10 protein-coding genes are annotated in these 14,010 nt (G+C 64.9%); 4 read left to right on the forward strand and 6 right to left on the reverse strand.

The genetic code is table 11. The features are described 5' to 3' along the window. Positions 1 to 155: 155 nt before the first annotated feature. Positions 156 to 1,982, reverse strand: a complete 1,827-nt coding sequence (gene typA, locus DTA15_RS27505; protein WP_006490690.1) for a translational GTPase TypA — start codon at positions 1,980 to 1,982, stop codon at positions 156 to 158. A 326-nt stretch (positions 1,983 to 2,308) separates the two neighbouring features. Here typA and DTA15_RS27515 point away from each other — a divergent pair, with 326 nt between their 5' ends. From DTA15_RS27515 to DTA15_RS27530, 4 genes are all read left to right on the forward strand, one after another. Beyond that, a complete protein-coding gene (locus DTA15_RS27515) occupies positions 2,309 to 2,800 on the forward strand; it encodes a MarR family winged helix-turn-helix transcriptional regulator (protein WP_034178626.1) in 492 nt (163 codons plus the stop codon). An 87-nt stretch (positions 2,801 to 2,887) separates the two neighbouring features. Then, positions 2,888 to 4,384: an efflux transporter outer membrane subunit gene (locus tag DTA15_RS27520; RefSeq protein WP_012492562.1), complete on the forward strand. Its 1,497-nt coding sequence runs from the start codon at positions 2,888 to 2,890 to the stop codon at positions 4,382 to 4,384. Between the two features lie 52 nt (positions 4,385 to 4,436). Next, entirely contained in the window at positions 4,437 to 5,651 is a 1,215-nt protein-coding gene (locus tag DTA15_RS27525; RefSeq protein WP_006490688.1) for an HlyD family secretion protein, read from the forward strand. A gap of 28 nt (positions 5,652 to 5,679) precedes the next feature. After that, positions 5,680 to 7,239 carry a DHA2 family efflux MFS transporter permease subunit gene (locus DTA15_RS27530; protein WP_012492561.1) on the forward strand — a complete coding sequence of 520 codons (1,560 nt, stop codon included), beginning with the start codon at positions 5,680 to 5,682 and terminating at the stop codon, positions 7,237 to 7,239. 108 nt (positions 7,240 to 7,347) lie between these two features. On the opposite strand, the gene truB is transcribed toward DTA15_RS27530, so the two are convergent. From truB to rimP, 5 genes are all read right to left on the reverse strand, one after another. After that, a complete protein-coding gene (truB, locus tag DTA15_RS27535; protein ID WP_006490683.1) occupies positions 7,348 to 8,280 on the reverse strand; it encodes a tRNA pseudouridine(55) synthase TruB in 933 nt (310 codons plus the stop codon). A 13-nt stretch (positions 8,281 to 8,293) separates the two neighbouring features. After that, complete coding sequence (gene rbfA / locus DTA15_RS27540; protein ID WP_006490681.1) at positions 8,294 to 8,692, reverse strand: 30S ribosome-binding factor RbfA; 399 nt, start codon at positions 8,690 to 8,692, stop codon at positions 8,294 to 8,296. 115 nt (positions 8,693 to 8,807) lie between these two features. Beyond that, positions 8,808 to 11,723, reverse strand: coding sequence for a translation initiation factor IF-2 (gene infB / locus DTA15_RS27545; protein ID WP_006490685.1), 2,916 nt, complete (start codon positions 11,721 to 11,723; stop codon positions 8,808 to 8,810). Positions 11,724 to 11,814: 91 nt separating this feature from the next. Continuing rightward, the gene (gene nusA / locus DTA15_RS27550) at positions 11,815 to 13,290 is read right to left on the reverse strand and encodes a transcription termination factor NusA (RefSeq protein ID WP_006495348.1); all 1,476 of its coding nucleotides are present in this window, start codon (positions 13,288 to 13,290) and stop codon (positions 11,815 to 11,817) included. Next, entirely contained in the window at positions 13,290 to 13,748 is a 459-nt protein-coding gene (gene rimP, locus DTA15_RS27555; protein WP_006490686.1) for a ribosome maturation factor RimP, read from the reverse strand. The genes nusA and rimP overlap by 1 nt, the downstream gene beginning before the upstream one ends. Positions 13,749 to 14,010: the final 262 nt, after the last annotated feature.

A 14,010-nucleotide genomic window follows, 5' to 3' on the forward strand; every position in this document is an offset into this window, starting at 1 on the left:
CGAAATGTGCCTGAAAGCACCGCGCGGCGGGGTTTTGCCGGATTGCCGCGACCTGCGGGAACAGTGTTTTGCAGGCAATCCGGTTGCCCGACGCGCGGATGCAAAAAAGGCTGCCCGAAGGCAGCCTTTTTCGTCGTGTCGGGAACGGCCGATGCTCAGTCGACCGCGCCTTCGCGGCTCGCGCGGCGACGTTCGTGTTCCTTCAGAAAGCGCTTGCGCAGGCGGATCGACTGCGGCGTCACTTCGACGAGCTCGTCGTCGTCGATGAATTCGACCGCGTATTCCAGCGACATCTGGACCGGCGGCACGAGGCGCACGGCTTCGTCGGTACCCGACGCACGCACGTTGGTCAGCTGCTTGCCCTTGATCGGGTTCACGACGAGGTCGTTGTCGCGGCTGTGGATGCCGATGATCATGCCCTCATACAGCGCGTCGCCCGGCTTCACGAACATGCGGCCGCGATCCTGCAGCTTCCACAGCGCGTAGGCCACGGCCGCGCCGTCGTCCTGCGAGATCAGCACGCCGTTGCGACGTTCGAAGACCGAACCGTCCTTGACCGGTGCGTACGAGTCGAAGATGTGGCTCATCAGGCCCGTGCCACGCGTGAGCGTCAGGAATTCGCTCTGGAAGCCGATCAGGCCACGCGCCGAGATCTTGTATTCGAGACGCGTGCGGCCGCGGCCGTCCGACGCCATGTCGAGCATTTCGCCCTTGCGGCGGCCGAGCTCTTCCATCACGCCGCCCTGGTGTTCGTCCTCGACGTCGACCGTCAGCAGCTCGTACGGCTCGTGACGCACGCCGTCGATTTCCTGCATCACGACGCGCGGACGCGACACGGCCAGCTCGTAGCCTTCGCGGCGCATGTTCTCGACGAGAATCGTCAGGTGCAGCTCGCCGCGACCCGACACTTCGAACACCGTTTCGTCGCCGGTATCCTTCACGCGCAGCGCGACGTTGTGGTTCAGCTCCTTCATCAGGCGGTCGCGGATCTGGCGGCTCGTCACGAACTTGCCTTCGCGGCCGGCGAGCGGCGACGAGTTGACGAGGAAGTTCATCGTCAGCGTCGGTTCGTCGACGGTGATCATCGGCAGCGCTTCCGGCGTGTCGACCGCGCAGATCGTCGCGCCGATGCCGACGTCTTCAATACCGTTGATCAGCACGATGTCGCCCGCTTCGGCCGACTCGACCTGCACGCGCTCCAGGCCCTTGAAAGACAGCACCTGGTTGATCTTGCGGTTCAGCACGTCGCCTTCCGGGCCGAAGCGCATCACGACCGGCTGGCCCGGCTTGATGCGACCGCGCGTGATGCGGCCGACGCCGATCCGGCCGACGTACGTCGAATAGTCGAGCGACGTGATCTGGAGCTGCAACGGCGCTTCCGGATCGGCCGGGCGAACCGGCACGTGCTCGAGGATCGCCTCGAACAGCGGACGCATGTCGCCTTCGCGGGCCGCCGGGTCGAGCGACGCGTAGCCGTTCAGGCCCGACGCGTAGACGATCGGAAAGTCGAGCTGCTCCTCGGTCGCGCCGAGCTTGTCGAACAGGTCGAAGGTCTGGTTGATCACCCAGTCGATCCGCGCGCCCGGGCGGTCGATCTTGTTGACGACGACGATCGGCTTCAGGCCGAGCGCGAGCGCCTTCTTCGTGACGAAGCGCGTCTGCGGCATCGGGCCCTCGACCGCGTCGACGAGCAGCAGCACCGAGTCGACCATCGACAGCACGCGCTCGACTTCGCCGCCGAAGTCCGCGTGCCCCGGGGTGTCGACGATGTTGACGTGCGTGCCTTCGTATTCGACCGCGCAGTTCTTCGCGAGAATCGTGATCCCGCGTTCCTTTTCGATGTCGTTCGAGTCCATCACACGCTCGGCGACTTGCTGGTTGTCGCGGAAGGTGCCGGACTGGCGAAGCAGTTGGTCGACGAGCGTCGTCTTGCCGTGGTCGACGTGAGCGATGATGGCGATATTGCGAAGGGCGCGGGTCATAGAAACCTGGAAATCGTTTGAACGCGCAAACGCGCGCGCTCGTTTTCACGGGCGCGCGCTGTTGCAGCTTGGAAAGCCACAAATTATAGCACGTGCGCGTGTCGACAGCTGACCCGCACGGTGCAACGCAACAAAACGGGCGCCACCGCCACCCTTCCGAACCGGTCGACCGCCCGGCGCGCCGCCATCGAACGACCGAAAAAACCTTATCCCGACAAGGGACTCTCGCCGGACAAAGCGCGCGTTTGCCGTTCGATTAACATTTGCCGCGGCAAGCAATTGTGCCTATACTGCTGCCTAGTCAACTATTGCAGCTTCAGGGTTTTATGTCGGATTCTCCTACCCCACCGCCCGTTTCGCCGCTGTCTTCTTACCAGATGAACGACAGCGTCGGTTATCTGATGTCGCGCGTGAAGTCCGTGATGACCAACCTCGTCACGCAACGCACGCAGGAAGAGCTCGGCATCACGGGCACGCAGGCGAGCATGTTGTTCATGATCGCGGTCGGCAAGTGCTCGACGGCCGCCGAACTCGCGCGCGAATACGGGATCGACGCAAGCGCGGTCACGCGCCTGCTCGACCGGGTCGAGAAACGCGGCCTGCTGTCGCGCGTGCGCAGCGTCGAGGACAGGCGCGTCGTGCGGCTCGAGCTCACCGACGAAGGCCGTGCGCTCGCCGAACGGCTGCCGCCGATTTTCCGCAGCGTGCTCGACCAGGTGCTGGACGGGTTTACGCCGGAAGAAGTCGGGTTCCTGAAGAGCATGCTGCGCCGCATTCTCAGCAACTATTGCGAGACGGCCGGCGGTAGCATCACGTAATAGTTGCCATAACAATTACTTTTGACAGATTAATGTAAGGAAATCCTTGCAGTGTCCATCATTCATTCCGAGTCAGGGGTTAGCGCGATGAAAACCTCCCCGTTGTCCGTGCGCGCCGGGTCGTGCCGCGCCGCCGTCGCCGCCGCGGTCGCCACGCTGGCGCTGGCGGGCTGCGCGAATTACATCGGCATCAAGAGCGACAAGCAGATCGCCCCCGCGTCGCAATTCGAATCCACCCAGAGCCTGCCGGCCCAGGGCGGCCAGTGGCCGGCGCTCGACTGGGCCAGCCAGTTCGGCGATCCGCAACTGCCGAAGCTGATCGACGAAGCACTGCAGGGCAACCCGTCGATCGCGCAGGCGCAGGCGCGCATCGCGAAGGCCTCGTCGTACATCGAATCGTCGCGCTCTAACCTGATGCCGAAGGCCGAAGCCAGCTATTCGTGGACACGCGAGCTGTATTCAGCGAACGGGCTGTTCCCGCCCCCGTACGGCGGCCAGTGGTACAGCGAGAACAACGCGCTCGCGAGCGCGTCGTGGGAACTCGATCTGTGGGGCAAGAACCGCGAACGCCTGCACACGGCCGTATCGCAGGAAAAAGCGGCCGAAGCCGACATGCAACAGGCGCGCATCACACTCGCGTCGTCGGTCGCGCGCACCTACAACTCGCTCGCGCAGCTCTACGCACTACGCGACATCGCGCAACGCGAGATCACCAACCGCGAGACGGTCGGCAAGATCACCGACGGCCGCGTATCCGCCGGCCTCGACACCAACGTCGAACGCCAGACGGCGCGCGGCAACATCGCGACGACCCAGGCTTCGCTGTCGGACCTCGACGGCCAGATCACGACGGTGCGCTACCAGCTTGCCGCGCTGCTCGGCAAGGGTCCGGATCGCGGGCTGCAGATCGCGGCGCCCGTGATGAATCCGAGCGGCAACGTCACGCTGCCCGGCAACCTGCCGGCCGACCTCGTATCGCGCCGCCCCGACATCGTCGCCGCGCGCTGGCAGGTCGAAGCCGCGATGCACGACGTGAAGGAAGCGAAGGCCGAGTTCTACCCCGACGTGAACCTCGCGGCCGGCTTCGGCTTCGATGCGTTCGGCTGGGGCAAATTCCTGAACTTCGCGAGCCGCCAGGCGCAGTTCGGCCCGGCGATCCACCTGCCGATCTTCGATGCCGGCGCGCTGCGTGCGCAGCTCAAGGGCCGCTACGCGGACTTCGACCTGTCGGTCGCGAACTACAACCAGACGCTGATCAGCGCGCTGAACGACGTCGCGACGCAGGTCGCGTCGATCCGTGCGATCGATCGCCAGATGGGCGACGCGCAGCGCGCGCTCGACGCGTCGACGCGCGCGTACGATCTCGCGGTCATCCGCTACAAGGCCGGCCTGTCGCCGCAACTGCAGGTGCTGACGGCGGACAGCAACCGCCTCGCAGCGGAACAGACGGTGACCAACCTGAAGATGCGTCGCCGCGACATGCAGCTCGCCCTGATCAAGGCGCTCGGCGGCGGGTTCGACGCGACCGGCACGCCGCTCGCCGCGCCCGATGCCGCCACGCCGACCAAACAGGCCGCCAACTGAGCCGGCGCCACTACTACGCAGACACTCGAAATAACGGACGGAGAAAATCGCCATGAGCGACCAACAAAACGCCGCCAGCGCGCAGCCGCAGAACAACGGCAAGCGCAAACGAATGATGACGCTGCTCGTCGCGGTCATCGTGATCGCGGCCATCGCATACGGCCTGTACTACTTCCTCGTCGCCCGCTTCCATGAAGACACCGACGATGCCTACGTGAACGGCAACGTCGTGCAGATCACGCCGCAGGTCACCGGCACCGTGATCGCCGTGAAGGCGGACGACACGCAGACGGTCAAGGCCGGCGACCCGCTGGTCGTGCTCGACCCGGCCGATTCGCAGGTCGCGCTGCAGCAGGCGGAAGCCAACCTCGCGCAGACGGTACGCCAGGTGCGCGGCCTGTTCGTCAACGACGACCAGTACCGCGCGCAAGTCGCGCTACGCCAGTCCGACCTGTCGAAGGCCCAGGACGACCTGCGTCGCCGCCTGGCCGTCGCGCAAACGGGCGCCGTGTCGCAGGAAGAAATCTCGCACGCCCGCGACGCGGTGAAGGCCGCGCAGGCATCGGTCGACGCCGCGCAGCAGCAGCTCGCATCGAATCGCGCATTGACCGCGAACACGACGATCGCATCGCATCCGAACGTGATGGCCGCCGCCGCGAAGGTGCGCGACGCATACCTCGCGAACGCACGTAACGTGCTGCCGGCGCCGGTCACCGGCTACGTCGCGAAGCGCTCGGTGCAGGTCGGCCAGCGCGTGTCGCCCGGCAACCCGCTGATGTCGGTGGTGCCGCTGAATGCCGTGTGGGTCGACGCGAACTTCAAGGAAGTCCAGTTGAAGCACATGCGCATCGGCCAGCCGGTCGAAATGACGGCCGACATCTACGGTTCGTCGGTCACGTACCACGGCAAGGTCGTCGGTTTCTCGGCCGGCACGGGCTCGGCGTTCTCGCTGCTGCCGGCGCAAAACGCGACCGGCAACTGGATCAAGGTCGTGCAGCGCCTGCCGGTGCGGATCGAACTCGATCCGAAGGATCTCGACAAGCATCCGCTGCGCATCGGCCTGTCGATGCAGGTCGACGTGGACATCAAGGACGAACGCGGCGACCAGCTCGTCAACGCGCCGAACACCGTCTACGAGACCAACGTGTTCGCGAAATACGGCGACGAAGCCGACGCCGAAATCGCGCGCATCATCGCCGAGAACGCAGGCGGCAACGCGTCGGCGCCGGTCGCGGCGAAGCAGAACAGCGCCGCGAAAATGATGTAACCGTTCCGACTCCGGAAAGACAACCGACATGGCACAGGCTCCTGTCTCCCACCCGCCCTTGCAGGGCGGGCAACTCGTGCTCGGCACGATCGCGGTGTCGCTCGCGGTGTTCATGAACGTGCTCGACACGTCCATCGCGAACGTCGCGATCCCGACCATCTCGGGCGACCTCGGCGTGTCGTCCGACCAGGGCACGTGGGTCATCACGTCGTTCGCGGTCGCGAACGCAATCTCGGTGCCGCTGACCGGCTGGCTGACCGACCGTTTCGGGCAGGTTCGCCTGTTCCTCGCGTCGATCATCCTGTTCGTGATCTCGTCGTGGATGTGCGGGCTGTCACCGAACCTGCCGTTCCTGCTCGGCTCGCGCGTGCTCCAGGGCGCGGTCGCCGGCCCGATGATTCCGCTGTCGCAAGCGCTCCTGCTGTCGAGTTATCCGCGCGCGAAGGCGCCGATGGCGCTCGCGCTATGGGCGATGACGACGCTGATCGCGCCCGTCGCGGGTCCGATTCTCGGTGGCTGGATCTCCGACAACTATTCGTGGCCGTGGATCTTCTACGTCAACATCCCGGTCGGCATCGCCGCCGCCGCCGCGACGTGGGCGATCTACCGTAATCGGGAGTCGGCCGTGCGCCGTGCGCCGATCGACGGCGTGGGCCTCGCGCTGCTGGTCGTCTGGGTCGGCTCGCTGCAGATCATGCTCGACAAGGGCAAGGATCTCGACTGGTTCGCGTCGACGACCATCGTCGTGCTCGCGCTGACCGCTGTCATCGCGTTCGCGTTCTTCGTGATCTGGGAGCTGACCGCCGAGCACCCGGTCGTCGACCTGTCGCTGTTCCGCATCCGGAACTTCACCGGCGGCACGGTCGCGCTGTCGATCGGGTACGGCCTGTACTTCGGTAATCTCGTGCTGTTACCGCTGTGGCTGCAGACGCAAATCGGCTACACCGCGACCGACGCCGGCCTCGTGATGGCGCCGGTCGGGTTGTTCGCCATCCTGTTGTCGCCCCTCACCGGGAAGTATCTGCCACGCACCGATCCGCGCTTCATCTCGACGGCGTCGTTCCTGACGTTTGCGCTGTGCTTCTGGATGCGTTCGCGATATACGACGGGCGTCGACGAATGGTCGCTGACGCTGCCGACGCTCGTGCAGGGCATCGCGATGGCCGGCTTCTTCATCCCGCTCGTGTCGATCACGTTATCCGGCCTGCCCGGCCACCGCATTCCCGCGGCGTCCGGCCTGTCGAACTTCGTGCGGATCATGTGCGGCGGCATCGGCACGTCGATCTTCCAGACCGCATGGGACCACCGCAACAACTTCCATCACGCGCAACTGGTCGAGCAGGCGAACCCGTACAACCCGACGTTCAACCAGGCCGTCACGCAGATGGGCAATCTCGGGCTGTCGCAGAACCAGGCACACGGACTGATCAACAACATGGCCACGCAACAGGCCGCGCAGCTCGGCGTGAACGACCTGTTCTACATCTCGGCGGTCATCTTCGTGCTGCTGATCGCACTGATCTGGATCACCAAGCCCGAACGCGCGGGCGGTGGCGATGCCGGTGCGGCGGCATCGGCGGCGCACTGAGCGCTACCCGGCACGCCGCATCCCTGCGCGGTCACGCCAAGCAAAAAGCCCGGTCGAAATCGACCGGGCTTTTTCATGCCGCTGCATGCACTTGCGTGCACGACTACATCATTGCGCCGTCACGACCAGCCGTTCCGGGGCGAGCACGCCATTCGCCTTGCGCGCCACGCCGAGCAACCGCGTCGCGTCATACACACGCACGCGCTCGCCATCGGCCGCGTCGATCGGCTCCAGCGCCGACAGCGGCAGGCGCTGACCATGCAGGAACCGCTTCGCGGACGCGTCGTCGAGCCGAATGGCCGGGAACGTCGACAGCAACGCATCGACCGGCTGCAGCCATGCATCGCGCGCCGCTTCGGCAGCGTCCGACAGCGCATCGAGCGTCACCGCATGCTCGAGCGTCAGCGCGCCGACGCCCGTGCGACGCAGCATCGTCAGATGCGCGCCGCAACCCAGCGCCTCGCCGATATCCTCCGCCAGCGTGCGCACATACGTGCCCTTGCTGCAGGTCACGCGAAACGTCACGTCGGGCAGTTCGCAGGCGAGCAGTTCGAGCGCATGAATCGTCACGTTGCGGCCCTCCCGCTCGACGGTCTGGCCCGCACGCGCATATTCATACAGCGGCTTGCCGTCGCGCTTGAGCGCCGAATACATCGGCGGCACCTGCACGATGTCGCCGGTGAAGCGCACGAGCGCGGCTTCCACCGCCGCACGATCGCATTCGACCGGCCGCGTGTCGATCACGTCGCCTTCCGCGTCACCGGTAGCCGTGCGCTGGCCGAGGCGCATCGTCGCTTCATAGGTCTTGTCGGCGTCGAGCAAGTCCTGCGAGAACTTCGTCGCCTCGCCGAAGCACAGCGGCAGCAGGCCCGAAGCCAGCGGATCGAGCGTGCCGGTGTGACCGGCTTTCTTCGCGAGAAGCAGGCGCTTTGCGCGAATCAACGCATCGTTGCTCGACAGGCCGACCGGCTTGTCGAGCAGGAGAACGCCGTCCAGCACGCGCCGGGGCACGCGCGGACGTTGGGGTGCTGCATTCGTCATAGGCCGGTCGAGCTCAATCGTCCTTGGCAGGCGCGCCGGCCTCGTCGTCGTCCTTCGCGCGCGTCGAATTTGCTTCCTTGATCAGGCGCGACATTTCGACGGCCTTCTCGATCGTCTGGTCGTAGTGGAAATGCAGCGTCGGCACCGTATGAATGTGCAGGCGCTTGAACAGCAGGTTGTGCAGGTGGCCCGACGCATGGTTCAGCGCCTCCTGCGTCTTGTCCGGATCGCCGGTGAGCGCCGTGAAGTAGACCTTCGCGTGCGCATAGTCCGGCGTGAGTTCCACGCTCTGGATGGTTACGATGCCGATGCGCGGATCCTTGACCTCGCGCATGATGAGTTCGGACAGATCGCGCTGAATCTGGTCGGCGATCTGAACGTTGCGATTGGGGGAAGTACGTTTCCTGGACATGATCGATCCGTGATCCGTTTATCAGGATGAAGCGGCGGCCATGTTCGGCACGCCACCATGAAAATGGGCGGGACAGGCCCAAGCCTGCCCCGCCCATGAGCCGATTACGCGACGATTACAGCGTCCGCGCGACTTCGGTCACTTCGAAGACTTCGAACTGGTCGCCTTCGATGATGTCGTTGAAGTTCTTCACCGACATACCGCACTCGAAGCCTTGCTTCACTTCCTTCACGTCGTCCTTGAAACGCTTCAGCGATTCGAGTTCGCCCGTGAAGATCACGACGTTGTTGCGCAGCACGCGCACCGACGACGAGCGCTTGACGATACCGTCCGTGACCATACAGCCTGCGACCGTGCCGACCTTCGGTACCTTGAAGACCTGGCGCACCTCGACCATGCCGGTGATGACTTCGCGCTTCTCCGGCGCCAGCATGCCCGACATCGCCGCCTTCACCTCATCCACTGCGTCGTAGATGATGTTGTAGTAGCGGATATCGATGCCGTTCGCTTCGGCCAGCTTGCGTGCCTGAGCATCCGCACGCGTGTTGAAGCCGATGATGACCGCCTTCGATGCCGTCGCGAGGTTGACGTCGTTTTCGCTGATACCACCGACCGCGCTGTGCACGATCTGCACGCGCACTTCGTCGGTCGACAGCTTGAGCAGCGACTGCACGAGCGCTTCCTGCGAACCCTGCACGTCTGCCTTGATGATGAGCGGCAGGTTCTGCACTTCGCCTTCGCCCATCTGCTCGAGCATGCTTTCCAGCTTCGCGGCCTGCTGCTTCGCGAGCTTCACGTCGCGGAACTTGCCTTGACGGAACAGCGCGATTTCGCGCGCCTTGCGCTCGTCCGGCAGCACGATCACTTCCTCGCCCGCACCCGGCACTTCCGACAGACCCTGGATTTCGACCGGGATCGACGGACCGGCTTCCTTCGTCGGCTTGCCGTTCTCGTCGAGCATCGCACGGACGCGGCCGTAAGCCGTACCGGCCAGCACGATGTCGCCGCGGTTCAGCGTACCGGACTGCACCAGGATCGTCGCGACCGGGCCTTTACCCTTGTCGAGCTTCGCTTCGATCACGATGCCCTTGGCCGGCGCTTCGACCGGTGCCTTCAGCTCCAGCACTTCGGCCTGCAGCAGCACGTTCTCGAGCAGATCGTCGATCCCTGCGCCCGTCTTCGCCGACACCGGCACGAACGGCGAATCGCCACCGTATTCTTCCGGCACGACGCCTTCCGCGACCAGCTCCTGCTTGACGCGATCCGGGTTCGCTTCCGGCTTGTCGATCTTGTTGATCGCGACGACGATCGGCACGCCACCCGCCTTCGCGTGGGCGATCGCTTCCTTCGTCTGCGGCATCACGCCGTCGTCGGCCGCCACCACCAGCACCACGATGTCGGTCGCCTTCGCGCCGCGTGCACGCATTGCCGTGAACGCTTCGTGACCCGGCGTATCGAGGAACGTGATGACGCCACGCGGCGTGTCGACGTGATAAGCGCCGATGTGCTGCGTGATGCCGCCCGCTTCGCCCGCGGCAACCTTCGCGCGGCGGATGTGGTCGAGCAGCGAGGTCTTGCCGTGGTCGACGTGACCCATCACCGTGACGACCGGCGGACGCGGCAGTTGCTCCGCATCGGTACCGGTTTCGCCTTCGACGAGCAGCGCTTCCGGATCGTCCAGCTTCGCGGCGACCGCGCGGTGGCCCAGTTCCTCGACGATGATCATCGCCGTTTCCTGGTCCAGCACCTGGTTGATCGTGACCATCTGGCCCATCTTCATCATCACCTTGATGACTTCGGAGGCCTTGATCGACATCTTGTGCGCGAGATCGGCAACCGACACGGTTTCCGGCACGTGCACTTCACGGACGATCGGTTCGGTCGGCGCCTGGAACGACGATGCGCTGTCCTGGTGACGGCCGCGACCCTTCGGGCCGCCGCGCCAGCCGCGGTCGACGCCGCCGCTCGAGTCGCCGCGCGTCTTGATGCCGCGACGCTTCGACGCGTCGTCCTGCCAGCCGCCCTTGCCTGCGCCCGGCTTCTTGTTGCGGTCGCCCGCGCCTGCCGGCGCTTGCGTCGTGGCCGGTGCCGCGGCGCCGGCCGGCTTCTTCACGGCCGGACGCGCCTGCGCACCTTCCGGCTTCGCCGGCTTGTGCAGCGTGCCCTTCGCTTCGGCCGGCTTCGCCGGTTCCGCCGGCTTCGGCGGCTCGGCTGCCTTGACCACGGCCTTGCGCGGCGTGTTCATCATTTCGCGGATCGCACGCGCTTCGGCTTCCGCCGCCGCGCGACGCTTGCTGATCTCTTCCTGCTCGGCGCGCGCCTTGTCGGCCGCCTCGCGGGCAGCGTCCTCGGCCTTCTTCGCCGCTTCGCGCTGCGCCGCACGTTCGGCGGCTGCGCGTGCCTCGTCCTGCGCGGACTGCGTCGGCGCGGTTTCCTGCTCGGCGGCGGCCTGCTGGGCTGCCGCCTGCTGCGCTGCGGCGGCTTCCGCCGCGGCACGCTTCGCAGCGGCTTCTTCCTCGGCGCGACGACGCTCGGCCTCGGCCGCTTCCTCGCGGGCGCGACGCTCGGCTTCCTCGCGTTCGAGGCGTTCCTGACGCTCGCGCAGCTCCTGCGCCTGCTTCTCGAGCAGCTCGGCCTCGCGGCGCGCTTCTTCCTCGCGACGCTTCAGTTCCGCATCGTCGTCCGCTTCGGCGACCTGCGCCTGACCCTGTTCCGCACCTTCGCTCACGTCGTCGCGCTTGACGAACGTACGCTTCTTGCGAACCTCGACCTGAATGGTGCGAGCCTTGCCCGTCGCGTCAGATTGCTTGATCTCCGACGTATGCTTGCGGGTCAGCGTGATCTTGCGCTTGTCGCCGTCGGTTGCGCCGTGTGACTTGCGCAAATGATCGAGCAGACGCGCCTTGTCCGCTTCGGACAGCGCATCGTCTTCACTCGCTTTCTGGACGCCCGCTGCCTGCAGCTGTTCGAGCAGCACACCAGCAGGCATTTTCAGTTCCGCGGCAAATTGGGCTACGTTGTTACTCGCCATTCATTCCTCTTAGTGCAAGGACCGATTCCTTGCGGTTAGCATCGGGTCAGGCCATACGGCCGCCATCAAATCAGTGCGCCATGGTCATTTCTCACTGGAACCAGTGTTCACGTGCTTTCATGATCAACGCCTTAGCGGCATCCTCTTCCATCCCGGTCATGTCGACCAGTTCATCTACAGCCAGCTCGGCGAGATCGTCGCGCGTCTGCACGGCGTGTTCGGCCAGCTTCGCGAGCAGCTCCGGCGTGATGCCGTCGAGGCTCTTGAGATCCAGCGCTGCGTTCTCGACCTTTTCTTCGTTCGCGATGGCCATCGTCAACAGCGCGTCGCGTGCGCGGTTGCGCAGTTCGTGCACGGTGTCCTCGTCGAACGCTTCGATTTCGAGCATTTCGTTGAGCGGCACGTACGCGATCTCTTCGAGGCTCGTGAAGCCTTCGTCGATCAGGATGTCGGCAACTTCTTCGTCGACGTCGAGGCGCGCCATGAACAGTGCACGCAGCCGGTCGCGCTCTTCACCCTGCTTCAGGGCGGATTCGTCCGGCGTCATGATGTTGATCTGCCAGCCGGTCAGTTCGCCGGCAAGGCGAACGTTCTGACCGCTGCGGCCGATCGCGACAGCCAGTTCGTTCTCGTCGACGACGACGTCCATCGAATGCTTTTCTTCATCGACGACGATCGACTGGACGGCTGCCGGCGCGAGCGCGCCGATCACGAACTGGGCGGGATCCTCCGACCATAGCACGATGTCGATGTTTTCGCCACCGAGCTCGTTGCGCACGGCCTGCACGCGCGAACCGCGGATGCCGACGCAGGTGCCGATCGGATCGATCCGCTTGTCGTATGCGATGACGCCGATCTTCGCGCGCACGCCCGGGTCGCGGGCAGCCGCCTTGATCTCGAGCAGGCCCTGTTCGATTTCCGGCACTTCCATCTCGAACAGCTTCATCAGGAATTCGGGCGCCGTACGCGACAGCTCGATCTGCGGGCCGCGCGCGGTGCGGTCGACCTTCGCGATGTACGCACGCACGCGGTCGCCCACGCGCAGGTTTTCCTTCGGGATCAGCTGATCGCGGCGCAGCAGCGCCTCGACGCGGCCCGATTCGACGATGAAGTTGCCCTTGTCGAGGCGCTTCACCGTACCCGTCATGATCTTTTCGCCACGCTCGAGGTAGTCGTTCAGGATCTGCTCGCGCTCCGCGTCGCGCACCTTCTGCAGGATCACCTGCTTCGCGGCCTGCGCGCCGATGCGACCGAACTCGATCGACGGAACGGGTTCCTCGACATACTCGCCGACTTCGACGTCGGGCTTCTGCTCACGTGCTTCGAACAGCAGGATCTCGCGATCCGGCTCCTGCAAGCCTGCCTCGTCGGGCACGACGAGCCAGCGACGGAAGGTTTCGTGCTCGCCGCTTTCGCGATCGATATGGACGCGGATTTCGGCGCCTTCGTCGAACAGCTTCTTGGAAGCGGACGCGAGCGCAGCCTCGAGGGCGCCCAGCACCACATCCTTGTCGACGTTTTTCTCGCGCGCCAGCGCATCCACCAGCATCAACACTTCGCGACTCATTATTTGCGGCTCCTAAAGTCAACTTGCGGAATCAGGCGGGCTTTGTCGATATCGGCCAGCGTGAAATCCAGCATGGCTGCCTCGCCCTTCTTCCCCTCAAATTCCAAACCGATCGTTTCGCCATTCGGCGCGTGCAGAATGCCCCGGTACGTCTTGCGCCCGTCCAGCGGCTTTTTCAAGGTCACGGAAACTTCGCTGCCGGCGAAGCGCTCGAAGTCGGCCAGCTTCTTCAACGGGCGGTCGAGCCCCGGGGACGAGACTTCGAGCCGTTCGTAATCGATATTTTCGACCGTCAAGACGTGCTGGAGCTGACGCGTAACCTTTTCGCAGTCATCGAGCGAGATGCCGGCAGGCTGATCGATATAGATGCAAAGCATGCCGCGCCCGGTGCGCTCGAGTTCCACCAGCTCGTAGCCGAGCCCGGTGACCGTGGTTTCTATCAGTTCCGTCAGTTGCACAGTGTCCTCTCAGGTGTTCGCGCCCGCCGCTCGCGATTCACCCGCGGGCGCGCGCCTTAGCCGGCGCAGGAAGCGCTACCCGAGATGCCTAACCGTTTCAGCAAAAAAAAATGGGCGGAACGCCCATCTTCTTACTGGTGGTCGCACCTGAGCCGCACATTGAATCCGTACGCCCAGCGACTCCGCGATTATAGCGATTTTTGGCGCAAACGCCAAGCCAGCCGGTAAAAGCAGCGCGTCGACAGCCTTTACGGACCAAAAA

Origin of the sequence: Burkholderia cenocepacia, assembly GCF_900446215.1 — a bacterium.
GTDB classification, from domain to species: Bacteria; Pseudomonadota; Gammaproteobacteria; order Burkholderiales; family Burkholderiaceae; genus Burkholderia; species Burkholderia cenocepacia.

Bases quoted from the DNA above. Each gene is read 5' to 3' on its own strand.
- truB (WP_006490683.1), bottom strand. From the start codon at position 8,280: ATGACGAATGCAGCACCCCAACGTCCGCGCGTGCCCCGGCGCGTGCTG.
- DTA15_RS27515 (WP_034178626.1), top strand. From the start codon at position 2,309: ATGTCGGATTCTCCTACCCCACCGCCCGTTTCGCCGCTGTCTTCTTAC.
- nusA (WP_006495348.1), bottom strand. From the start codon at position 13,290: ATGAGTCGCGAAGTGTTGATGCTGGTGGATGCGCTGGCGCGCGAGAAA.
- rbfA (WP_006490681.1), bottom strand. From the start codon at position 8,692: ATGTCCAGGAAACGTACTTCCCCCAATCGCAACGTTCAGATCGCCGAC.
- infB (WP_006490685.1), bottom strand. From the start codon at position 11,723: ATGGCGAGTAACAACGTAGCCCAATTTGCCGCGGAACTGAAAATGCCT.
- DTA15_RS27520 (WP_012492562.1), top strand. From the start codon at position 2,888: ATGAAAACCTCCCCGTTGTCCGTGCGCGCCGGGTCGTGCCGCGCCGCC.
- typA (WP_006490690.1), bottom strand. From the start codon at position 1,982: ATGACCCGCGCCCTTCGCAATATCGCCATCATCGCTCACGTCGACCAC.
- DTA15_RS27530 (WP_012492561.1), top strand. From the start codon at position 5,680: ATGGCACAGGCTCCTGTCTCCCACCCGCCCTTGCAGGGCGGGCAACTC.
- DTA15_RS27525 (WP_006490688.1), top strand. From the start codon at position 4,437: ATGAGCGACCAACAAAACGCCGCCAGCGCGCAGCCGCAGAACAACGGC.